The sequence below is a fragment of the Streptomyces sp. NBC_01717 genome, from assembly GCF_036248255.1.
Taxonomy (GTDB): Bacteria; Actinomycetota; Actinomycetes; order Streptomycetales; family Streptomycetaceae; genus Streptomyces.
The window spans coordinates 4,017,121-4,037,111 of the sequence record NZ_CP109178.1 but is presented as its reverse complement, the minus strand read 5'-3'; the positions used below and the strand labels follow the sequence as shown (position 1 = coordinate 4,037,111).

The 19,991-nt window shown below is 71.4% G+C and carries 23 protein-coding genes; 19 read left to right on the top strand and 4 right to left on the bottom strand.

The annotated features are described in order from the left end of the window. The first annotated feature begins 19 nt into the window (after positions 1-19). Both rpsI and glmM read left to right on the top strand, forming a co-directional pair. Positions 20-547, top strand: a complete 528-nt coding sequence (gene rpsI / locus OHB49_RS18105; RefSeq protein ID WP_030979658.1) for a 30S ribosomal protein S9 — start codon at positions 20-22, stop codon at positions 545-547. A 239-nt stretch (positions 548-786) separates the two neighbouring features. Then, positions 787-2,148 carry a phosphoglucosamine mutase gene (gene glmM, locus OHB49_RS18100; RefSeq protein ID WP_030979657.1) on the top strand — a complete coding sequence of 454 codons (1,362 nt, stop codon included), beginning with the start codon at positions 787-789 and terminating at the stop codon, positions 2,146-2,148. A 75-nt stretch (positions 2,149-2,223) separates the two neighbouring features. Here the strand turns inward: glmM and OHB49_RS18095 are convergent, their stop codons facing one another. The 3 genes from OHB49_RS18095 to OHB49_RS18085 all read right to left on the bottom strand — a co-directional run bounded on the left by OHB49_RS18095 (position 2,224) and on the right by OHB49_RS18085 (position 4,875). Then, the gene (locus OHB49_RS18095) at positions 2,224-3,168 is read right to left on the bottom strand and encodes a DUF389 domain-containing protein (RefSeq protein ID WP_329161519.1); all 945 of its coding nucleotides are present in this window, start codon (positions 3,166-3,168) and stop codon (positions 2,224-2,226) included. 26 nt (positions 3,169-3,194) lie between these two features. Next, entirely contained in the window at positions 3,195-4,190 is a 996-nt protein-coding gene (gene coaA, locus OHB49_RS18090; protein ID WP_030914205.1) for a type I pantothenate kinase, read from the bottom strand. A 199-nt stretch (positions 4,191-4,389) separates the two neighbouring features. Then, positions 4,390-4,875 carry a hypothetical protein gene (locus OHB49_RS18085; protein WP_329161518.1) on the bottom strand — a complete coding sequence of 162 codons (486 nt, stop codon included), beginning with the start codon at positions 4,873-4,875 and terminating at the stop codon, positions 4,390-4,392. Positions 4,876-5,160: 285 nt separating this feature from the next. Between OHB49_RS18085 and glmS the strand changes: the two genes are divergently transcribed. The 8 genes from glmS (at position 5,161) to OHB49_RS18045 (ending at position 12,831) form a co-directional block, all read left to right on the top strand. Next, positions 5,161-7,008, top strand: a complete 1,848-nt coding sequence (gene glmS / locus OHB49_RS18080) for a glutamine--fructose-6-phosphate transaminase (isomerizing) (protein ID WP_329161517.1) — start codon at positions 5,161-5,163, stop codon at positions 7,006-7,008. A 24-nt stretch (positions 7,009-7,032) separates the two neighbouring features. Then, complete coding sequence (locus OHB49_RS18075; RefSeq protein WP_313941641.1) at positions 7,033-7,401, top strand: holo-ACP synthase; 369 nt, start codon at positions 7,033-7,035, stop codon at positions 7,399-7,401. Positions 7,402-7,405: 4 nt separating this feature from the next. After that, positions 7,406-8,866, top strand: a complete 1,461-nt coding sequence (locus tag OHB49_RS18070; RefSeq protein WP_030979649.1) for an NAD(P)H-hydrate dehydratase — start codon at positions 7,406-7,408, stop codon at positions 8,864-8,866. Positions 8,867-8,900: 34 nt separating this feature from the next. Beyond that, complete coding sequence (locus tag OHB49_RS18065) at positions 8,901-9,311, top strand: DUF488 domain-containing protein (protein ID WP_052190128.1); 411 nt, start codon at positions 8,901-8,903, stop codon at positions 9,309-9,311. Between the two features lie 94 nt (positions 9,312-9,405). Next, positions 9,406-10,626 carry an alanine racemase gene (gene alr / locus OHB49_RS18060; RefSeq protein ID WP_329161513.1) on the top strand — a complete coding sequence of 407 codons (1,221 nt, stop codon included), beginning with the start codon at positions 9,406-9,408 and terminating at the stop codon, positions 10,624-10,626. Positions 10,627-10,700: 74 nt separating this feature from the next. Then, complete coding sequence (locus OHB49_RS18055; protein WP_030979644.1) at positions 10,701-11,966, top strand: alpha/beta fold hydrolase; 1,266 nt, start codon at positions 10,701-10,703, stop codon at positions 11,964-11,966. Further along, complete coding sequence (tsaE, locus tag OHB49_RS18050) at positions 11,935-12,528, top strand: tRNA (adenosine(37)-N6)-threonylcarbamoyltransferase complex ATPase subunit type 1 TsaE (RefSeq protein WP_329161511.1); 594 nt, start codon at positions 11,935-11,937, stop codon at positions 12,526-12,528. Before OHB49_RS18055 ends, tsaE begins: the two co-directional genes overlap by 32 nt. Positions 12,529-12,660: 132 nt before the next feature. After that, on the top strand, positions 12,661-12,831 hold the full coding sequence (locus tag OHB49_RS18045) for a hypothetical protein (RefSeq protein ID WP_329161509.1): 171 nt from the start codon (positions 12,661-12,663) through the stop codon (positions 12,829-12,831). 45 nt (positions 12,832-12,876) lie between these two features. Here OHB49_RS18045 and OHB49_RS18040 read toward each other — a convergent pair whose 3' ends face one another. After that, on the bottom strand, positions 12,877-13,419 hold the full coding sequence (locus tag OHB49_RS18040) for a hypothetical protein (RefSeq protein WP_329166528.1): 543 nt from the start codon (positions 13,417-13,419) through the stop codon (positions 12,877-12,879). Positions 13,420-13,616: 197 nt separating this feature from the next. Between OHB49_RS18040 and tsaB the strand changes: the two genes are divergently transcribed. From tsaB to OHB49_RS17995, 9 genes are all read left to right on the top strand, one after another. Further along, on the top strand, positions 13,617-14,279 hold the full coding sequence (gene tsaB / locus OHB49_RS18035) for a tRNA (adenosine(37)-N6)-threonylcarbamoyltransferase complex dimerization subunit type 1 TsaB (RefSeq protein WP_234433053.1): 663 nt from the start codon (positions 13,617-13,619) through the stop codon (positions 14,277-14,279). Continuing rightward, positions 14,276-14,791: a ribosomal protein S18-alanine N-acetyltransferase gene (gene rimI, locus OHB49_RS18030; RefSeq protein ID WP_030914270.1), complete on the top strand. Its 516-nt coding sequence runs from the start codon at positions 14,276-14,278 to the stop codon at positions 14,789-14,791. Before tsaB ends, rimI begins: the two co-directional genes overlap by 4 nt. Next, complete coding sequence (gene tsaD / locus OHB49_RS18025; RefSeq protein ID WP_329161506.1) at positions 14,791-15,894, top strand: tRNA (adenosine(37)-N6)-threonylcarbamoyltransferase complex transferase subunit TsaD; 1,104 nt, start codon at positions 14,791-14,793, stop codon at positions 15,892-15,894. Before rimI ends, tsaD begins: the two co-directional genes overlap by 1 nt. Further along, entirely contained in the window at positions 15,891-16,178 is a 288-nt protein-coding gene (locus tag OHB49_RS18020) for a hypothetical protein (protein ID WP_030979635.1), read from the top strand. The genes tsaD and OHB49_RS18020 overlap by 4 nt, the downstream gene beginning before the upstream one ends. A gap of 84 nt (positions 16,179-16,262) precedes the next feature. Beyond that, positions 16,263-17,309 carry an LCP family protein gene (locus tag OHB49_RS18015; RefSeq protein ID WP_329161503.1) on the top strand — a complete coding sequence of 349 codons (1,047 nt, stop codon included), beginning with the start codon at positions 16,263-16,265 and terminating at the stop codon, positions 17,307-17,309. A 104-nt stretch (positions 17,310-17,413) separates the two neighbouring features. After that, entirely contained in the window at positions 17,414-17,770 is a 357-nt protein-coding gene (locus OHB49_RS18010) for a YciI family protein (RefSeq protein WP_030979632.1), read from the top strand. A 66-nt stretch (positions 17,771-17,836) separates the two neighbouring features. Then, entirely contained in the window at positions 17,837-19,108 is a 1,272-nt protein-coding gene (locus OHB49_RS18005) for an RNA polymerase sigma factor (RefSeq protein ID WP_329161500.1), read from the top strand. Between the two features lie 66 nt (positions 19,109-19,174). Then, entirely contained in the window at positions 19,175-19,639 is a 465-nt protein-coding gene (locus tag OHB49_RS18000) for a VOC family protein (protein WP_030979627.1), read from the top strand. Positions 19,640-19,832: 193 nt separating this feature from the next. Beyond that, a complete protein-coding gene (locus OHB49_RS17995) occupies positions 19,833-19,973 on the top strand; it encodes a hypothetical protein (RefSeq protein ID WP_158711300.1) in 141 nt (46 codons plus the stop codon). Positions 19,974-19,991: the final 18 nt, after the last annotated feature.

The window sequence follows — 19,991 nt, the reverse complement described above, 5'->3', positions numbered from 1 at the left end:
GAAAGATCTGAGGAGAATCGTGGCCGAGACCACTGTTGAGAACCCCATCGAGGGCACCGAGGGCGAAGAGGTCTTCGCCGAGGTGACCACCTTCGAGTCCGAGGTTCCCGTCGAGGGCGAGTACACCAGCGAGTCGCTGGCGTCCCGCTTCGGCGACCCGCAGCCCGCCGCCGGCCTTGGCCGTCGGAAGAACGCCATCGCCCGCGTCCGGATCGTTCCGGGCACCGGCAAGTGGAAGATCAACGGTCGCACCCTTGAGGACTACTTCCCCAACAAGGTGCACCAGCAGGAAGTCAACGAGCCCTTCAAGGTGCTCGAGCTCGACAACCGCTACGACGTCATCGCCCGCATCTCGGGTGGCGGCGTCTCGGGTCAGGCCGGTGCCCTGCGCCTCGGTGTCGCCCGTGCGCTGAACGAGGCGGACGTGGACAACAACCGCGCCCCGCTGAAGAAGGCAGGCTTCCTCTCCCGCGACGACCGTGCGGTCGAGCGCAAGAAGGCCGGTCTCAAGAAGGCCCGTAAGGCCCCGCAGTACAGCAAGCGCTAATCCGCCTGCTCAGCTGCTTTACACGTTCGCCCCGGCGGCACTTCTCGTGCCTCCGGGGCGTTCGTCTATAGACGCCCTCGGGCGTATAACGGCATGAGACGTTCATAGGCCCGCCCTGGTCGGCATCATTCTTCGCGCTGCCACGCGTCTCGCCTTGCGTCTTGCCCTGAGTCGTTTTGACTTGTGTTGGCTTGTTTTGTTTTTGCGGTTCGGTTTCGGAGCATCTTCGGAGGACACCAGTGGGACGACTCTTCGGCACGGACGGTGTACGCGGTGTCGCCAATGCGGATCTGACGGCCGAGCTCGCGCTCGGTCTGTCGGTCGCTGCGGCGCATGTGCTTGCTGAGACGGGCACCCTCGACGGTGGGCGGCGGGCGACAGCCGTGGTGGGCCGTGACCCACGCGCGTCCGGAGAGTTCCTGGAGGCCGCTGTCGTGGCCGGTCTGGCGAGCGCCGGCGTGGACGTCCTGCGCGTCGGTGTGCTGCCCACCCCCGCGGTGGCGTACCTCACCGGCGCGCTGGGCGCCGACCTCGGCGTGATGCTCTCCGCCAGCCACAACGCCATGCCGGACAACGGGGTCAAGTTCATCGCTCGAGGTGGTCACAAGCTCTCCGACGAGCTCGAGGACCGGATCGAGACCCTGTACGAGCAGCACCGCACCGGTGCGCCGTGGGAGCGTCCGACCGGTGCCGGTGTGGGCCGTGTCACGGAGTACGCGGAAGGCTTCGACCGGTATGTGGCGCACCTCGTCGCGGTCCTGCCGAACCGGCTCGACGGGCTGAAGATCGTCCTCGACGAGGCGCACGGCGCGGCCGCCCGCGTCTCGCCCGAGGCCTTCGCGCGGGCCGGCGCCGAGGTGATCACGATCGGTGCGGCCCCGGACGGTCTGAACATCAACGCCGGCTGCGGGTCCACCCATCTGGACCTGCTGAAGGCCGCCGTCGTCGAGCACGGCGCCGACTTCGGTATCGCGCACGACGGCGACGCCGACCGCTGCCTCGCCGTGGACGCCTCGGGCGAGGAGGTCGACGGCGACCAGATCCTGGCCGTGCTCGCCCTCGCCATGCGCGAGGCCGGGCAGCTGCGCAAGGACACCGTGGTCGGGACGGTCATGTCCAACCTCGGCTTCAAGATCGCCATGGAGCGCGAGGGCATACACGTCGTCCAGACCGCCGTCGGCGACCGGTACGTACTGGAGTCGATGAAGGCCGAGGGTTTCGCGCTGGGTGGCGAGCAGTCCGGCCATGTCATCGTCCTCGACCACGCCACGACCGGTGACGGCACGCTGACCGGTCTGCTGCTGGCGGCCCGGGTCGTCGCCACCGGCCGTACGCTCGCCGAACTCGCCGGCGTCATGCAGCGACTCCCGCAGATCCTGATCAACGTCCCGGACGTCGACAAGTCCCGGGTGGAGACGTCGGCGGAGCTGGCGGCCGCGATCGACGAGGCGGAGCGCGAGCTGGGTGACACCGGCCGCGTACTGCTGCGTCAGTCGGGCACCGAGCCGCTGGTGCGGGTCATGGTCGAGGCGGCCGACATCGAGCAGGCGCGGTCTGTCGCCGGGCGGCTGGCCGATGTGGTGAAGTCCGCGCTCGGGTAGCGCGTCGTCCCGCTGCCACTGAACGCCTGAGGGGCCCGATGCTCGTATCGGGCCCCTCCGGCGTTCTGCTTCTCCTCAGGACCGGCCGGCGGAGGTCCGGCGGCGCTGGGCTGCCCACAGCGCCTTCTGGAGCAGCAGCGTCAGCGTCCCCGCGAGCACGATCCCGCCGAGGTTCGCCATCAGCTGGCCCACCGAGCCCGACATCTGCCTGTAGTCCTGGTAACTGAACGCCACCGCTGCATTGGCCGCGGCCGGCACGGTCGTCACCGAGATCGCGACGCCGATCAGCGCCCCGGACTTCGTCGAGGTGAGGGAGAGCGTCCCGGCGATGCCCGCCAGGAACGCCACCACGAACGACATCCGGTCCGGCTTCCAGATGAACGCCGTGTTGGGCCGGGCCGCCTCGATCATCGCCTCCGTGAACAGCCCGAAGGCGTTCATCATCCACGCGAACCCGACCGTCACCACTATCGCGACGGCGAACCCGGCGATCAGCGTCCACAGCGACCGCCACGCCAGACGCGGGGCACGCTGCACCAGCGCCGTGGAGATGCCGGCCAGCGGTCCGAACTCCGGGCCCACCGCCATGGCGCCCACGATCAGGATCGCGTTGTCGAGCATCACACCGCAGGCGGCGAGCATCGTCGCGACCGCGAGAAATGCCGCATAGGTGATGCTGAACGTCGACTCCTCGTGGGTCGCGTCCGTCAGCTTCTCCCACAGCACGGCGTCCACACCCTCGCCCGGTGCCTCCTCCTCGGCCAGGTCGGCGCGGGCAGAGAGGGTCAGGTCCGAGTGCTCGACGGTGATCGAACCGGACTTGTCGATACCGAGCGCGCGCAGGCCGCCGATCAGCTCGTCACCCGCCTCGCGCGCCACATCGAACAGCACCACATCGCCCGCCGGGTCACGGGCGGCCGCGGGCAGTACCACCAGATGCGTGGTGCCGACCGTGCGCTCGACGAGATGCAGCACCTCGTCCGTACGGTCGGCGGGGACGATCAGGCGCAGGTGCAGCACGCGGGTACTCCCGGGAGGTCGGGCTCTCAGAGTTTGCGCAGTGACAGACGTTGGACCTTGTGATCCGGGCCCTTGCGCAGCACCAGGGTGGCACGGCCCCGGGTGGGGGCCACATTTTCCAGCAGATTGGGCTTGTTGATGGTCCGCCACATCGTGCGGGCGTATTCCATGGCCTCCTCCTCGGAGACCTGTGTGTACTTGCGGAAGTACGAGAACGGGTTCTGGAACGCGGTCTCGCGCAGCTTGCGGAAGCGGTTGAGATACCAGGTCTCGATGTCCTCGGCCCGCGCGTCCACGTACACACTGAAGTCGAAGTAGTCGGCGAGCCCGACCCTGGTGCGGCCGTCCTTGCCGGGCAGCGCGGGCTGCAGCACGTTGAGGCCCTCGACGATCAGGATGTCGGGGCGGCGCACGGTGAGCCGCTCGCCCGGCACGATGTCGTAGATCAGGTGCGAGTAGACGGGCGCCGTCACCTCGTCCTTGCCGGCCTTGATGTCGGCGACGAAACGGGTCAGGGCGCGTCGGTCGTACGACTCCGGGAACCCTTTGCGCGACATCAGCCCGCGCGCCTGGAGCTCCTTCATCGGCAGCAGGAACCCGTCCGTGGTCACCAGCTCGACCCGGGGGTGCTCGGGCCAGCGGGCCAGCAGCGCCTGGAGGATACGGGCACTGGTGGACTTGCCGACGGCGACACTGCCCGCGACCCCTATGACGAAAGGAGTGCCGCGCTGCGCTCCGTGGCCGTTGCCCGCGTCCCCGAGGAAGGTGTTGAGGGCGCCGCGCAGGCCGGAGGTGGCCTGGACGTAGAGGTTCAGGAGCCGGGAGAGCGGCAGGTAGACGTCCCGCACCTCGTCGAGGTCGATGACGTCCCCGAGCCCGCGCAGCTGCTCGACCTCGGCGGCCGTCAGCGGCAGCGGGGTCTTGTCGCGCAGGGCACTCCATTCGGCACGCGACAGGTCGACGTACGGCGTCGAAGCGTGCTCGGCGCGTCGCTGGGTGCTCCGTGGCGGCGAAGTGATCACAGGTTCATTGTTGCGGGAGTTTTAACGGAGTGGGGGGTGGGGTCGGTCACGTGGGGCGACGAAAGCGCTCGTTCCGGGCATGCCGACTACGGTTGTGTGCTGAGTTTCCTGAGCACACAGAGCTCGCCGCCGTCGACGACAGGGCCCGGTGTCCGCACTTCTGTGCCGGGCACCGGGCCCTGCCTGCACCGCGGGGGCATCAGCTTCTGCGGCCGATCCGCAGCGAACGCAGTACGGACCGGGTCCGGCTCTTCAGCCCGCCGCCGGGCGAGGACGCGGGCCGGGGGATGGAGTCGGCGTCACGTTCCGGCATCCGTACCACCGCGGCGGCCGGCACCCCCGCGTCGATCACCGCGACCCGGTCGGGGCCGAGCCGGTCGTACAGCGTCGGTTCCACCGCGACAGTGAAGCCGTCGAGGCCCGTGAGGTGCCGGGCGCCGTCCGGGAAGACCTGCAGGGCGGCGCAGGCCTCGTACCGCACGGTGACCTCGCCGCCGGGAGTGCGCAGCGTGACGCTCCTGGGGCCGACGACCAGTGCCACGTCGTCGTTCTCGGGGGAGCGGTGCGTGGTTCCCGCGAGGGCCCGGGATGTGGTGGACCACTGCGGGGCGGACGTGAACCCGGCCCATTCGACGTCCCGGCCCGGCACCTGGATCAGTGCCGTGGAGTGCAGCTCGCGGGCCACGTCGCGCAGGTCGCCGACGGTGACGGCGGCCAGCTCGGCCCGGTGAAGAACCGGAGGTTAGCAGCCTGCGCGGACAGTGCGGCGGTGAGTTTTCCAGCGGTCCGCCGCGCGGAATCGGAGGGGACTTCACCTCACGTCAGGGCCACACCGATGCCGCCGTCTCCGACACCTGCGGCCGGATGAATCCGGGTACCCGCTTCTCCCTCGTGGACCGTCGGCGCGGCCGGCCGGCGCCCCTTCTGCGACGATGCCAAGCGAGGGGAGGGCGACCACGAAAGGACCGTTATGTGTGGAATCGTCGGGTACGTCGGTGGGCAGTCCGCGCTTGATGTTGTTGTCGCCGGGCTCAAGCGCCTCGAATACCGGGGATACGACTCCGCGGGCATCGCCGTTCTCGCGGACGGCGGGCTGGCCTCCGTGAAGAAGGCCGGGAAGCTCGTCAATCTGGAGAAGGCGCTGGTGGAGCGGCCCCTTCCGGCCGGGACCACCGGGATCGGGCACACCCGTTGGGCCACCCACGGCGCTCCCACCGATGCCAATGCCCACCCGCATCTCGACAACGCGGGGCGCGTCGCCGTCGTGCACAACGGCATCATCGAGAACTTTGCCGCGCTGCGCGCCGAACTCGCCGAGCGCGGCCATGATCTGGCGTCCGAGACCGACACCGAGGTGGTCGCCCATCTGCTCGCCGAGGCGTATTCGTCGGGGGGCGACCCGGCGGAGGCGATGCGGCAGGTCTGCCGGCAGCTCGAAGGGGCGTTCACCCTGGTGGCCGTGCACGCCGATGAGCCGGATGTGGTGGTGGGGGCCAGGCGCAACTCGCCGCTGGTGGTCGGGGTCGGGGAGGGGGAGGCGTTTCTGGCCTCCGACGTGGCCGCGTTCATCGCGCACACCCGGTCCGCGATCGAGCTGGGGCAGGATCAGGTCGTCGAGCTGCGGCGGGAGTCCGTCACGGTCACCGACTTCGACGGACAGCCCGCCGATGTCCGCAAGTACCACGTGGACTGGGACGCTTCCGCAGCCGAGAAGGGCGGCTACGACTACTTCATGCTCAAGGAGATCTCCGAGCAGCCCAAGGCGGTCGCCGACACGCTGCTGGGCCGGATCGACCGTGCGGGCTCACTCCACCTCGACGAGGTGCGCATCCCGCCGCACGTGCTCCGGGAGGTCGACAAGGTCGTCATCGTCGCCTGCGGGACCGCGTTCCACGCCGGGATGATCGCCAAGTACGCCATCGAGCACTGGACCCGGCTGCCCTGCGAGACGGAGCTCGCCAGCGAGTTCCGCTACCGCGACCCGATCCTCGACCAGCGCACCCTCGTCATCGCGATCTCCCAGTCCGGGGAGACGATGGACACGCTGATGGCTCTGCGGCACGCCCGCGAGCAGGGGGCGAAGGTCCTCGCCATCTGCAACACGAACGGGTCGACCATTCCGCGTGAGTCCGACGCGGTGCTGTACACGCACGCCGGACCGGAGGTCGCCGTCGCCTCGACCAAGGCGTTCCTGACGCAGCTCGTCGCCTGCTATCTCGTCGCCCTGTATCTCGGCCAGACCCGTGGCACGAAGTGGGGCGACGAGATCCGGACCGTCGTCCGGCAGCTCTCCGAGGTCCCGGGGCAGGTCGAACGGGTCCTGGAGACCATGGAGCCGGTGCGTGAGCTGGCCCGCTCGCTGGCGCACCAGGACACCGTGCTCTTCCTGGGGCGCCATGTGGGGTACCCGGTGGCCCTCGAAGGCGCGTTGAAGCTCAAGGAACTCGCGTACATGCACGCCGAGGGCTTCGCGGCCGGTGAGCTCAAGCACGGGCCGATCGCGCTCATCGAGAACGATCTGCCGGTCGTGGTGGTCGTGCCGTCGCCGCGCAGCCGGTCGGTGCTCCACGAGAAGATCGTGTCGAACATCCAGGAGATCCGGGCCCGTGGCGCGCGCACCATCGTCATCGCGGAGGAGGGCGACGAGGCGGTCGTCCCGTACGCCGACCATCTGATCTGGATCCCCGCTACGCCTACGCTGCTTCAGCCACTGGTGGCAACCGTGCCGTTGCAGGTCTTCGCCTGCGAACTGGCCACCGCCCGCGGCAACGAGGTGGACCAGCCGCGCAATCTGGCGAAGTCCGTGACGGTCGAATGAACCAATGAATGAGTGAGTGAGCGCGTGATCATCGGGGTCGGGATCGATGTGGCGGAGATCGAACGGTTCGACGCGGCGCTGCGGCGTACGCCGCATCTGGCTCAGCGGCTGTTCCTGGACAGCGAGTTGCTGCTGCCCAACGGCGAGCGACGTGGAATCGCCTCGCTGGCCGCCAGGTTCGCCGCCAAGGAGGCCATCGCCAAGGCGCTGGGGGCGCCCGGCGACCTGCTGTGGACGGATGCCGAGGTGTTCGTCGAGGACAGCGGGCAGCCCCGGCTGCGCGTCGTCGGCACGGTCGCCGCGCGCGCGGCCGAGCTGGGCGTGAAGCACTGGCACGTCTCGTTGAGCCATGACGCGGGGGTGGCGTCGGCCGTGGTGATCGCGGAGGGTTGACCGTATGCGAACTGCGTACAGCGTGGAGACCGTACGAGCCGCCGAGCGCGCCCTGATGGCACGGCTGCCCGACGGTGCCCTGATGCAGCGGGCCGCCGCGGGTCTCGCGGCGGCCTGTGCCGATCTGCTGCGGCGGAGCGGCCGGGTGTACGGGTCCCGGGTCGTCCTGCTCGTCGGCAGCGGCGACAACGGCGGCGACGCGCTGTACGCGGGGGCCCGGCTGGCCCGGCGCGGCGCGGGCGTCCGCGCCCTGCTGACCGCGCCGGACCGGGCCCACGAGGGCGGGGTCGCGGCGCTCCGCGCGGCCGGCGGGCGTGTGGACGGCGCCGACCGGGTGAGCACGGACCTGATCGGCCGTGTCGATCTCGTCGTCGACGGCATCACCGGCATCGGCGGCCGTGGCGGGCTGCGTGAGGGCGCGGCCGCGTTGGTGCGGGCCCTCGAGGCGACCGGGGCGCCGATCGTCGCCGTCGATCTGCCCAGCGGTGTCGAGGCGGACACCGGTGAGGTGCTCGGCGACGCCGTGCGGGCCGATGCGACGGTCACCTTCGGCACGTACAAACCGGGGCTGCTCATCGATCCGGCCGCCGACCGGGCGGGCGCGCTGCACCTCGTCGACATCGGGCTCGACGCCGAGCTGCCCGGCGTACCCGATCTGGAGGCGCTGCAGTACGCGGACGTCGCCGCGCTGCTGCCCGTTCCGGCCAGTGAGAGCGACAAGTACCGGCGCGGGGTCGTCGGCATCGTCGCCGGGTCCGCGCGGTATCCGGGGGCGGCGGTGCTCGCCGTCGGCGGGGCACTGCGGGGCGGGGCCGGGGCGGTGCGGTACGTCGGCCCGGGCGCCGACGCCGTGATCGCCCGGCACCCCGAGACCCTGGTCCACTCGGGGCCGCCGTCGAAGGCGGGGCGGGTGCAGGCATGGGTCGTCGGCCCCGGGCTCGGTGACGGTACGGCGGCCGTCTCGGCGGTCGCCGACGTGCTGGCCGCCGATGTCCCGGTGCTGGTGGACGCGGACGGGCTGCGACTGCTCGACGCCTCCGTCGTGCGGTCGCGCACCGCTCCGACGCTGCTCACCCCGCACGCCGGGGAGGCTGCCGCGCTGCTGGGCGTCCCGCGCGAGGAGGTCGAGGCGGGGCGGCTCGCCGCCGTACGGGAACTCGCCGCCCGTTACCGCGCCACCGTGCTGCTCAAGGGGTCGACGACGCTGGTCGCCACCGACACCGAGCACACTCCCGTACGGGTCAATCCGACCGGCACCTCCTGGCTGGCCACGGCGGGCAGCGGCGACGTCCTCTCCGGGCTGACGGGATCCCTGCTGGCCGCAGGCCTCGGCCCGCGCGACGCCGCCTCCGTCGGTGCCCATCTGCACGGTCTGGCGGCCCGGCACGCCTCGGACGGCGGCCCGGTCGCCGCGCAGGACGTCGCGGACGCGATCCCGGCGGCGTGGCGGGACGTACGGGCCTGAGCGATCCTGAGCACCAGCAGGCAGGGAACCGCAGATGAGAGCCGGTGAGGAGTGGTCGAGGGTGGGCAGCAGTTCCGTACGGGTACGCCGGGTGTACGACCCGCAGGAGGACGGTGACGGCACCCGCGTCCTCGTCGACCGGCTCTGGCCCCGAGGCGTCGCCAAGGAGCGGGCAAGGATCGACCGGTGGCTCAAGGACCTCACCCCGTCGAACGAACTCCGCTCCTGGTACCACGAGGACCGCACCGGCACGCGCTACGACGACTTCGTCGACCGCTACCGCGCCGAGCTCGCCGACCCCGTGCACACCGCGGCGGTGGATGAGCTGGTGGAACTGGTCCGCGCGGGCGGGCCGGTGACCCTGGTCACGGCGGTGAAGGACGTCCCGCACAGTCATGTCCCGGTCCTCGTCGACCATGTGGAACATGAGCTGCGCCACCGGTGACGTCGGCGCCGCCGTGCGCGGTCCGGACGCCCTTGACGCGCCTCGGGCCCGGTACCTGAGGGCCCCGTCGTACGCCTCTGAGAGACTGGGCGCGATGAACGAGACAGCGTCCTTGAGAGCCCGAGCCGAGATCGACCTCGCCGCACTGCGCGCCAACGTGCGTGCGCTGCGTGCCCGGGCGGCCGGCGCGCAACTCATGGCCGTCGTCAAGTCCGACGCGTACGGGCACGGGGCGGTGCCCTGTGCCAGGGCCGCGCTCGAAGCCGGGGCGACCTGGCTCGGCACCGCGACGCCGCACGAGGCACTGGCCCTGCGCGCCGCCGGGCTCGGCGGCCGGGTGTTGTGCTGGCTGTGGACGCCGGGCGGCCCTTGGCGCGAGGCGATCGAGGCCGACATCGATGTGTCGGTGAGCGGTATGTGGGCGCTGCGCGAGGTCGTCGCCGCGGCCGAGGAGGCCGGCCGCCCGGCCCGCATCCAGCTCAAGGCCGACACAGGTCTCGGGCGGAACGGCTGCCAGCCCTCCGACTGGCCGGAGCTGGTCGCCGCCGCCCGCACCGCCGAGCAGGCGGGCACGGTCCGGATCACCGGTCTCTGGTCCCACTTCGCCTGCGCCGACGAGCCGGGCCACCCGTCGATCGCCGCCCAGCTGGGCGTGTACCGGGACATGGTGGCGTACGCGGAGAAGGCGGGCGTCGAACCCGAGGTACGGCACATGGCGAACTCTCCGGCGACGCTGACGGTCCCCGAGTCGCACTTCGACCTGGTACGGACCGGGATCGCCATGTACGGCATCTCGCCCAGCCCCGAGCTCGGCACCCCGGCGGACTTCGGGCTGCGCCCGGTGATGACGCTCGCCGCGTCGGTCGCCCTGGTCAAGCAGGTGCCGGCGGGTCACGGGGTCAGCTACGGGCACCACTACACGACGTCCGCCGAGACGACGCTCGGCCTGATCCCGCTCGGCTACGCGGACGGCATCCCGCGCCACGCCTCCGGGCGCGGCCCGGTCCTCGTCGGCGGCGCCCTGCGGCGGGTCGCGGGCCGGGTGGCGATGGACCAGTTCGTCGTCGACCTCGGTGGGGACGTCGTCGAGGTGGGCAGCGACGCGGTGCTGTTCGGCCCGGGGGACCGGGGTGAGCCGAGCGCCGAGGACTGGGCGGAGGCGGCCGGCACGATCGCGTACGAGATCGTCACCCGCATCGGCGGGCGGGTACCGCGCGTCTATGTGAACGAGACCCCGGCCGAGGAGAACGACGCCCAGGCCGGCCCGGACGGGATCCGGGCCGACGAGAACGAGACCCCGCCCGATCCGACCTGATCCAGCCCGATCCGGCACGTCCTGCATCTCCCGACCAGACCTGACGGACAACGATCGACGAGGAGCGCGGCACGGTGAGCGAGAGCAGTGCGGGGGACGCGATGGCGACGGCGGCCGCGGTGGCGGTCGGCTGGCGCCGGGCAGGCATTGCCGGAGCCGCCATAGGCGTGATCGCGGCCGGTGCGGCGGCCGGTGTCGCGGTCGAGCGGATGACTGTCGGCCGGGGCATGCGCCGGAGGGCCAGGCTGGCGCTGGACGCCTCGGGGCCGTACGGGTCGCTGCGAGGCATGCCCGGCCGGGCCACCGCCGACGACGGCACCGAGCTGTACTACGAGACCGACGAGGTCGAACCGGACGGTGGTACGGGCGCGGGCACCCGACCGGGGGCGGGTGCCGGGGCCGCCGGTACCGGACCGCGGCGGCGCCGGCTCTTCGGCCGCAAGGCCCCCGGGCCCGTCACCGTCGTCTTCAGCCACGGCTACTGCCTCAGCCAGGACTCCTGGCACTTCCAGCGGGCGGCGCTGCGCGGCCTGGTGCGCACCGTGCACTGGGACCAGCGCAGCCACGGCCGCTCCGAGCGCGGCCGGGCCCAGGCCGAGGGTGTGACGGTCGGCATCGACCAGCTCGGCCGCGACCTGAAGGCGGTCATCGACGCGGCCGCCCCCGAGGGCCGGCTGCTGCTGGTCGGGCACTCGATGGGCGGCATGACGATCATGGCGCTCGCCGATCAGTACCCGCAGCTGATCCGGGACCGGGTCGCCGCCGTCGCGTTCGTCGGCACGTCGAGCGGGAAGCTCGGCGAGGTCAGCTTCGGGCTGCCGGTCGCGGGCGTGAACGCCGTGCGACGGGTGCTGCCCGGGGTGCTGAAGGCGCTCGGCTCGCAGGCGGAGCTGGTGGAGCGGGGCAGACGGGCGACCGCCGATCTCTTCGCCGGGCTCATCAAGCGGTACTCGTTCGGTTCGCGGGACGTGGATCCGGCGGTCGAGAGGTTCGCCGAGCGGCTGATCGAGTCCACCCCGATCGATGTGGTCGCGGAGTTCTACCCGGCCTTCACCGAGCACGACAAGAGTGCGGCGCTGCCCGCGTTCCGCGACATCCCGGTGCTGATCCTGGCGGGTGACAAGGACCTGGTGACGCCCAGTTCGCACAGCGAGGCCATCGCCGACGAGCTGCCGGACGCGGAGCTGGTCATCGTGCCGGACGCCGGGCATCTGGTGATGCTGGAGCACCCGGAGACGGTGACGGACCGCATGGCGGACCTGCTGGTCCGGATCGGAGCCGTACCGGCAGCGGCTAACGTTGGCGGGCATGGAAGCACCGCACAACAGCCTGGCGGCTGACGCCGCGAACGCCCCGGTTGCGCCCGCCGCGCCCGGGGAGACGCAGGCCGGAGCAGTCCCGGCCGGGGAGACCCCGGTGACCGCCCGCCTCGACGTCATCTCCCCCGAACAGATGCAGGCCCTGGGCCGTCGGATCGCCGGCCTGCTGCGCCCCGGCGACCTCGTGATGCTCAGCGGTGAGCTCGGCGCCGGGAAGACGACGCTGACCCGGGGCCTCGGTGAGGGGCTCGGGGTGCGTGGCGCCGTGACCTCTCCCACCTTTGTGATCGCCCGCGTCCACCCGTCGCTGGGCACCGGCCCGGCGCTCGTCCATGTCGACGCGTACCGGCTGGGCGGCGGGCTCGACGAGATGGAGGACCTGGACCTCGACGTGTCGCTGCCGGATTCGGTGGTGGTCGTGGAGTGGGGCGACGGCAAGGTCGAGGAGTTGTCGGACGACCGGCTGCACGTGGTGATCCACCGTGCGGTCGGCGACACGGACGACGAACGGCGCTCGGTGACGCTGGTCGGGATCGGGGCGCGCTGGTCCGGGCTGCGGGCGGAGCTCGAAGCGGCGCACTGAGCCCGCGCAGTCAGTTTTCCGACAGGGTGTCGGCATATTGTTGCGCGGGGCGGGCCGGGCGTGGTCACATGGATGCCGAGGCGGGTTAGGTCTACCTAACCACGCCTTCCACCGGAGCCCCAGGAGGCATCCATGCCGACGCCCGAGCGTGAAGCGCAGCCGCAGCCGCCAGTGCCGTCCGCGGTGTCGATGAAGGATCTGCTGGCGGCCTGCGCCGCGGCCACCGCGGTCTCCACCCCGCCGTCCGAGGAACGGCAGGAGTCAGGGGAGCCGCCGGCGTCCGAGGAGCGCGACGCCGCGTAGCGGGTTTCCGTGCGCGACGGGGCGCAGCAGGCTTCCGCCCGGGCGTTACGGGACCACGACCACCTTGGCGCCGACCGTCGCGAACGCCCACATCGCGTTGCCGTCCGCCCGCTTCATCCGCACCCCGCCGGTCTTCCGCTTCGGGTCGGGGCTCTTCATGGAGCCGTCCTGCGCCGCACTGAACCCGACGGGTACACCCCCGTCGGCCACCGCGAACAGCACCACGTGCTCGATCGGCACGCCGTCCGAGCCCTTGATGACGCCCGTGCGTGAACGCACCTTGTACGCCCCGGGCCGCGGGTTCACGGAACTCGGCATGACCGCGAAGGACCGGATCATCTTCCCCTTCGCGTTGACCAGCCACACCCGCCGGTCGTCCAGCGCGTACACGACCCGCGCCCCGGTGCCGGAGTCGGCGGGGACCGCGAGCGGGTGCTTCTTGTCCTTGTGCCCGGCGGCGTGGCCGGCGGCCGGGGCGGTGCTGGTCGCCTTCGGACTGGGGGCGGCGAGTGTCTCGGGGACGTTCGCCGATGCCTGGTAGGCCAGGAAACCGACCGCGGCGAGTGCCGCCGCAGTGAGCCCGGCCACGATTCCCGAGCTGCCCCTTGCCACCGTGCGCGCCCCTTTCGCTTTCGTCTGTCACGCAAGCGCTTCGTATGTCGCATGTCGTACAAGCGTTTACGTCGTACCCGCGTACACCGGGTGACGGTAGCAGCAGCGGCCGGTGGGAACGGGACTCCGTGCGGGGAGCCGTGGTGCCGTCGCCGGAGCCGTAGGCTGTTTGCGTGCTCTTGCTCGCTGTGGATACCGCCACCCCCGCCGTCACCGTTGCCCTGCACGACGGGACCGCCGTCGTCGCCGAGTCGAGTCAGGTCGACGCCCGACGGCACGGGGAGCTGTTGCTGCCCGCTGTCGACCGGGTCCTCGGCGAGGCCGGGACTGGACTCGACGCCGTGACCGGGGTGGTCGTGGGCGTCGGCCCGGGACCGTACACGGGCCTGCGGGTCGGGCTGGTGACGGCCGCGACGTTCGGCTCGGTGCTCTCCGTGCCGGTGTACGGGCTGTGCACGCTGGACGCCCTCGCGTACGCCGCCGGGCGCAGCGGCCTGGAGGGGCCGTTCGCCGTCGCGACGGACGCCCGCCGCAAGGAGGTCTACTGGGCGCGGTACGAGGACCCGCGTACCCGCACCGGTGAACCCGCCGTCGACCGGCCGGCAGACATCGCCGAACAGCTCGCCGGTCTTCCGGTGGTCGGGGCGGGCGCGGCGCTCTACCCCGACGCGTTCCCGGACGCCCGCGGTCCCGAGCATGTCTCCGCGGGTGCGCTCGCAGCTCTGGCCGCAGAGCGTCTTGCCGCGGGAGCGCAGCTGCTGCCGCCGCAGCCGCTGTATCTGCGCAGGCCCGACGCCCAGGTCCCGAAGAACTACAAGGTGGTCACCCCGAAGTGACGCCCCCGACTGCCGTACTGCGTGAAATGCGCTGGTGGGACATCGATCCGGTACTGGAGCTCGAACACGAGCTGTTCCCGGAGGACGCCTGGTCGGCCGGTATGTTCTGGTCCGAGCTGGCGCACGCGCGCGGCCCGCAGGCGACCCGGCGCTACGTCGTCGCCGAGTCCCCGGTCACCGGCCGGATCGTCGGGTACGCGGGGCTCGCCGCGGCCGGTGACCTCGCCGACGTCCAGACGATCGGGGTCACCCGCGACCACTGGGGAGGCGGGCTCGGCTCCGAACTCCTCACCGACCTGCTGAAGCACGCCACGGCCTTCGAGTGCGCCGAGGTGCTGCTCGAGGTACGGGTCGACAACACCCGCGCGCAGAAGCTGTACGAACGCTTCGGCTTCGAACCGATCGGCTTCCGCCGCGGCTACTACCAGCCGGGCAACATCGACGCGCTCGTCATGCGCCTGACGGTGCAAGAGCCCGCACAAGAGCCCGTACAAGAGACAGAGACTGACTGATGGCTGACGAACCGCTCGTACTCGGCATCGAGACCTCCTGCGACGAGACCGGCGTCGGAATCGTCCGCGGTACGACGCTGCTCGCCGACGCCATCGCGTCCAGCGTCGACACCCACGCCCGCTTCGGCGGCGTGGTCCCGGAGATCGCCTCCCGCGCCCACCTGGAGTCGATGGTCCCCACCATCGAACGCGCCCTGAAGGAAGCCGGCATCAGCGCCCGCGACCTCGACGGCATCGCCGTCACGGCCGGTCCAGGGCTCGCGGGCGCGCTGCTCGTCGGCGTCTCTGCGGCGAAGGCGTACGCGTACGCGCTGAACAAACCGCTGTACGGGGTGAACCACCTCGCCTCGCACATCTGCGTCGACCAGCTGGAGCACGGCCCGCTGCCCGAGCCGACGATGGCGCTGCTGGTCAGTGGCGGCCACTCGTCGCTGCTGCTCGCGCCGGACATCACCAACGACGTGCGGCCGATGGGCGCGACCATCGACGACGCGGCGGGCGAGGCCTTCGACAAGATCGCCCGGGTGCTGAACCTCGGCTTCCCCGGCGGGCCGGTCATCGACCGGCTGGCGAAGGAGGGCGACCCGAAGGCCATCGCGTTCCCGCGCGGACTGAGCGGCTCGCGGGACCCCGCGTACGACTTCTCCTTCTCCGGCCTGAAGACATCCGTCGCCCGCTGGGTCGAGGCGAAGCGGGCCGCGGGCGAGGAGGTGCCGGTACGGGATGTGGCGGCGTCCTTCCAGGAGGCCGTGGTGGATGTGCTCACCCGCAAGGCCGTCCGGGCCTGCAAGGACGAGGGCGTCGACCACCTGATGATCGGCGGCGGGGTCGCGGCCAACTCGCGGCTGCGGGCGCTGGCCCAGGAGCGGTGCGAGCGGGCCGGTATCCGGCTGCGGGTGCCGCGGCCGGGGCTGTGCACGGACAACGGTGCGATGGTCGCGGCGCTGGGTGCCGAGATGGTGGCCCGCAACCGGTCGGCGTCGGACCTGGAACTGTCGGCGGACTCGTCGCTTCCGGTGACGGACACGCATGTGCCGGGCAGCGCGCACCACCACGACCACGATCATGTGCACGAGGTCAGCAAGGACAACCTCTACTCATGACCGTCGCCCTCATGTGGGAGGCCCGGGCCGCGGCCGGCCGGGGCGCCGAGCTGCTGGAGTGGGCGCGGGCGCGCACGGGCGAGCTGGCGTACGAGCCGCTGCGGTACGAGCTGCTGCGCGCGCCGCAGGACCGGGTGCTGGTCATCACCTGGTGGGAGGCGGCGTACGGCGACGCGCTTCCCGAACTTCCCGAGCCCGAGCCGGAGTTGATCACTCGGGCGGTACACCGCTGGCGGTTCGAGGTCGCCGGTCCGGACACCGGCCGGGATGTCGGCCGGACATGAGAAAACTCAACGGATCCTGAGATTTCCCGAAAGAAAACCGAACAAGGGTTCCGGGCGTAATAATTCGGACTTACGTTCCTCGACGTGACCGGAGACAAGAGACGCGGCCGTTCCCGTCGGCTCAAGGCGGCCGCGGCGGTGGTGGGCTGCATCCTGGTGCTCGCCGCGGCCGGGGCGGGATGGGCGTACTGGCATCTGAACCAGAACATCCGCAGCGTGGACATCGACAGCGCGCTGGGCGACGACCGCCCCGCCAGGGCGCCCGTCACCGTCCCGACCACGGCCCCCTCGGCGTCGCCATCGGCCTCGGCGTCCCCGCTGCCGACGGGCGTGCTGAACATCCTGGTTCTCGGGTCGGACTCGCGCAGCGGCAGCGAGAACTCCGCGCTCGGCGGCGGTGACAGCACGGGCGCCCGCTCCGACACGGCGATGGTCGTCCATCTCGATGCCGACCGTACGAAGGCCACCGTCGTCAGCATTCCGCGCGACACCCTGGTGACGCGTCCCTCGTGTCCGACCCCTTCGGGCGGCACCACTCCGACGACGTACCACGCGATGTTCAACAGCGCGTACGCGGTCGGCGGCCCCGTCTGCGCGGTCAAGACGGTGGAGCAGCTCACCGGAGTCCGGATGGACCACTACATCGAGATCGACTTCGCCGGCTTCGCCGGTCTCGTCGACGCGCTGGGCGGGGTGACCGTCACCACGACGCAGGACATCGACGACGACAGCAGTCATCTCCACCTCGACGCGGGCACGCACCGGCTCGACGGCACCCAGGCCCTGGCCTTCGCCCGCACCCGCCACGGGATCGGCGACGGCAGCGACCTGGGCCGGATAAAGCTCCAGCAACAGCTGGTCGAGGCGCTGCTGAAGGAGGCCGGGACGACCGATCTGCTGACCGACCCGGCCAGCCTTTACAAGATGGCGGACGCGGTCACCGGCAGTCTGACCACGGACACCGGCCTCGACTCGCTGGGCGAGCTGAGGGGCCTGGCGCAGAGCCTGGGCGCCGTCCCCGCGACCGGGCTGACCACGGTCACCATGCCCGTCGTCGCGGCCCCGTCCGACCCCAACCGGGTGGTGCCGCAGGAGCCCGCCGCGAGCGACCTCTGGGAGTCCCTGAGATAAGGGCCGAAAAAATCTTCCGGAGGTGTGTCGATTGCGGCGTCCCCCGTTCGACGCAAGGGTGAGAGGCAGGGAAAGCCCCCGCCCTCCCGTACCGAGGAGTCACCATGCCGCGCTTCCTGTCGATGATCCGCATCGATGAGCAGAACCTGCCCGCCCAGACCCCCGACCCCGAGTTCGAGGCGCGCATGGGGGCGCTGTTCGAGGAGATCACCAAGGCCGGGGTCATGCTGGACACCGCGGGGCTCGCCCCCACCTCCCAGGGGACGAGGGTCAGCTGGGAGGACGGCAAGCTGAGCTACACCGACGGACCCTTCACCGAGACGAAGGAAGTCGTCGGCGGTTACGCCCTCATGCAGTGCAAGGACAAGGCCGAGGCGCTGGAGTGGACCAAGCGGTTCCTGGAGGTCCACCCCGACAACTGGACGGTCACCGCCGAGGTCCGCGAGATCGCCGAGGGCTGAGCGAGTACGCCCTCCCGGCCCCCGCCCGGCCGCGCTTGCTCCGCCTCTGATCGGCTGCTCTGATGGGTGGCCGTGACGGAAGCAAGCGCGACCGCGGCGGTCGAGGCCGTGTTCAGGATCGAGTCCGCGCGGATCATCGCCGGTGTCGCCCGCATCGTGCGGGACGTGGGCATCGCCGAGGAACTCGCGCAGGACGCCCTGGTCGCGGCGCTGGAGCAGTGGCCGGAGTCGGGTGTCCCGGACCGGCCGGGCGCCTGGCTGACGGCCACCGCCAAGCACCGCGCGATCGATCTGGTCCGCCGCAAGGAGACGTACGCCCGCAAGCTCGCCGAGGTCGGGCGGACCCTGGAGGACGTGCAGCCGCCCGGGCCGGACGACATCGCCGGCGCCGACGACATCGACGACGACCTGCTGCGGCTGATCTTCACCGCGTGTCATCCCGTGCTGTCGACCGAGGCCCGGATCGCGCTCACCCTGCGGCTGCTCGGCGGCCTTACCACCGACGAGATCGCCCGGGCCTTCCTGGTGTCCGAGCCGACCGTCGCCCAGCGCATCGTCCGCGCGAAACGCACCCTGGGCCGGGCCGGCGTCCCCTTCGAAGTGCCGTACGGCGCCGACCGCGCGGCCCGGCTCGGTTCCGTGCTCGAAGTGATCTACCTGATCTTCAACGAGGGGTACGCGGCCACCGCGGGCGACGACTGGCTGCGCCCGGGGCTCTGCGAGGACGCGCTGCGGCTGGCCCGGGTGCTGGCCGGGCTGATGGGGCAGGAACCCGAAGTGCACGGCCTGGTCGCCCTGCTGGAGCTCCAGGCGTCCCGCACCGCGGCCAGGACCACCCCGGACGGCGAGCCCGTCCTGCTCGCCGATCAGAACCGGTCCCGCTGGGACCGGTTGCTGATCCGGCGCGGGTACGCGGCCCTGGAGCGGGCGAACGCGCTGGGCGGGGCCCCCGGCCCGTACGCCCTGCAGGCCGCCATCGCAGCGTGCCACGCCCACGCGGTGACGTACGAGGAGACGGACTGGGCGGTCATCGCCACGCTCTACGGCCTGCTGGTCAAGGCGGCCCCGTCACCGGTGGTGGAACTGAACCGCGCCGTCGCGGTGTCGATGGCCGAGGGGCCCGAGGCCGGGCTCGCACTGGTCGATGCCCTGGCCGGTGACCCGGCGCTGGCGACGTACCACCTGCTGCCGAGTGTGCGCGGCGATCTGCTGGCACGACTCGGGCGCGCGGACGAGGCGCGGGCGGAATTCGCACGGGCGGCGGGGCTGACCCGTAACGCACGCGAGCGGGCGCTGCTGCTGGCGCGGGCGGAGAAGGAGGGCGGCGCGCCGCGATGAGTTCCGGGCGGCGGCAGGGTCTACCTTGCACAACCATCCCCCGAACGAGTCGCCGAGGAGCAGGCCATGCAGAAGATCAAGACCTTCCTGTGGTTCGACAACCAGGCCGAGGAGGCCGCGAACCACTACGTCTCCATCTTCGGAGGGGACTCGAAGGTGCTGGGTGTCACGTACTACACCGAGGCGTCGCCGGGCGAGCCGGGCGCGGTCATGACCGTCGAATTCCGGCTGGCCGGCCAGGAGTACGTCGCACTCAACGGCGGCCCGCAGTTCCCCTTCACCGAAGCGATCTCGCTCTCCGTCGACTGCGAGTCGCAGGCGGAGGTCGACGAACTGTGGGCCAAGCTCACCGACGGCGGCGAGGAGAGCCAGTGCGGCTGGCTCAAGGACAAGTACGGGCTGTCCTGGCAGATCGTCCCGCGCGGGCTGTCCGAGGCACTCTCCGACCCGGACCCGGCCAAGGCGGACCGGGCCATGAAGGCCATGCTCGGCATGAAGAAGCTCGACATCGAGGCGCTGCTCAACGCCTGACGTCCCGGGTCGTGGCCGACTCGGCCGGTCTTCCGCCGCACCCGGTCAACCGGCCGCTCGAGCTGTACGCCACTGAGGTGGCCCCGGTCATCCGCATGGAGTCAGTCCGATCGCGCGGGCGCACCGGGCGGTTCGGCGGCCTCGTTGACCGCGTGACCGGGCGCATCGGGCGCCCGTCGAGAGAGGAGGCGCCATGTCCGATCAGTACGACTACAGCGGCGAACCGGAGCACGATCCCGACGTGGCGGATGCCGTCCACGACTTCGAGTACATCGGCTCGGCCGGCGAGCCCGACGCGTACGACGACTACCTGGACAGTGAGCAGTACGACTGAACCGGACCGGGACGGGCG

Coding starts and splice junctions, on each gene's coding strand:
- glmS (WP_329161517.1), top strand. CDS start 5,161: ATGTGTGGAATCGTCGGGTACGTCGGTGGGCAGTCCGCGCTTGATGTT.
- OHB49_RS18070 (WP_030979649.1), top strand. CDS start 7,406: ATGCGAACTGCGTACAGCGTGGAGACCGTACGAGCCGCCGAGCGCGCC.
- OHB49_RS18065 (WP_052190128.1), top strand. CDS start 8,901: ATGAGAGCCGGTGAGGAGTGGTCGAGGGTGGGCAGCAGTTCCGTACGG.
- alr (WP_329161513.1), top strand. CDS start 9,406: ATGAACGAGACAGCGTCCTTGAGAGCCCGAGCCGAGATCGACCTCGCC.
- tsaE (WP_329161511.1), top strand. CDS start 11,935: ATGGAAGCACCGCACAACAGCCTGGCGGCTGACGCCGCGAACGCCCCG.
- OHB49_RS18045 (WP_329161509.1), top strand. CDS start 12,661: ATGCCGACGCCCGAGCGTGAAGCGCAGCCGCAGCCGCCAGTGCCGTCC.
- tsaD (WP_329161506.1), top strand. CDS start 14,791: ATGGCTGACGAACCGCTCGTACTCGGCATCGAGACCTCCTGCGACGAG.
- OHB49_RS18020 (WP_030979635.1), top strand. CDS start 15,891: ATGACCGTCGCCCTCATGTGGGAGGCCCGGGCCGCGGCCGGCCGGGGC.
- OHB49_RS18010 (WP_030979632.1), top strand. CDS start 17,414: ATGCCGCGCTTCCTGTCGATGATCCGCATCGATGAGCAGAACCTGCCC.
- OHB49_RS18000 (WP_030979627.1), top strand. CDS start 19,175: ATGCAGAAGATCAAGACCTTCCTGTGGTTCGACAACCAGGCCGAGGAG.
- OHB49_RS17995 (WP_158711300.1), top strand. CDS start 19,833: ATGTCCGATCAGTACGACTACAGCGGCGAACCGGAGCACGATCCCGAC.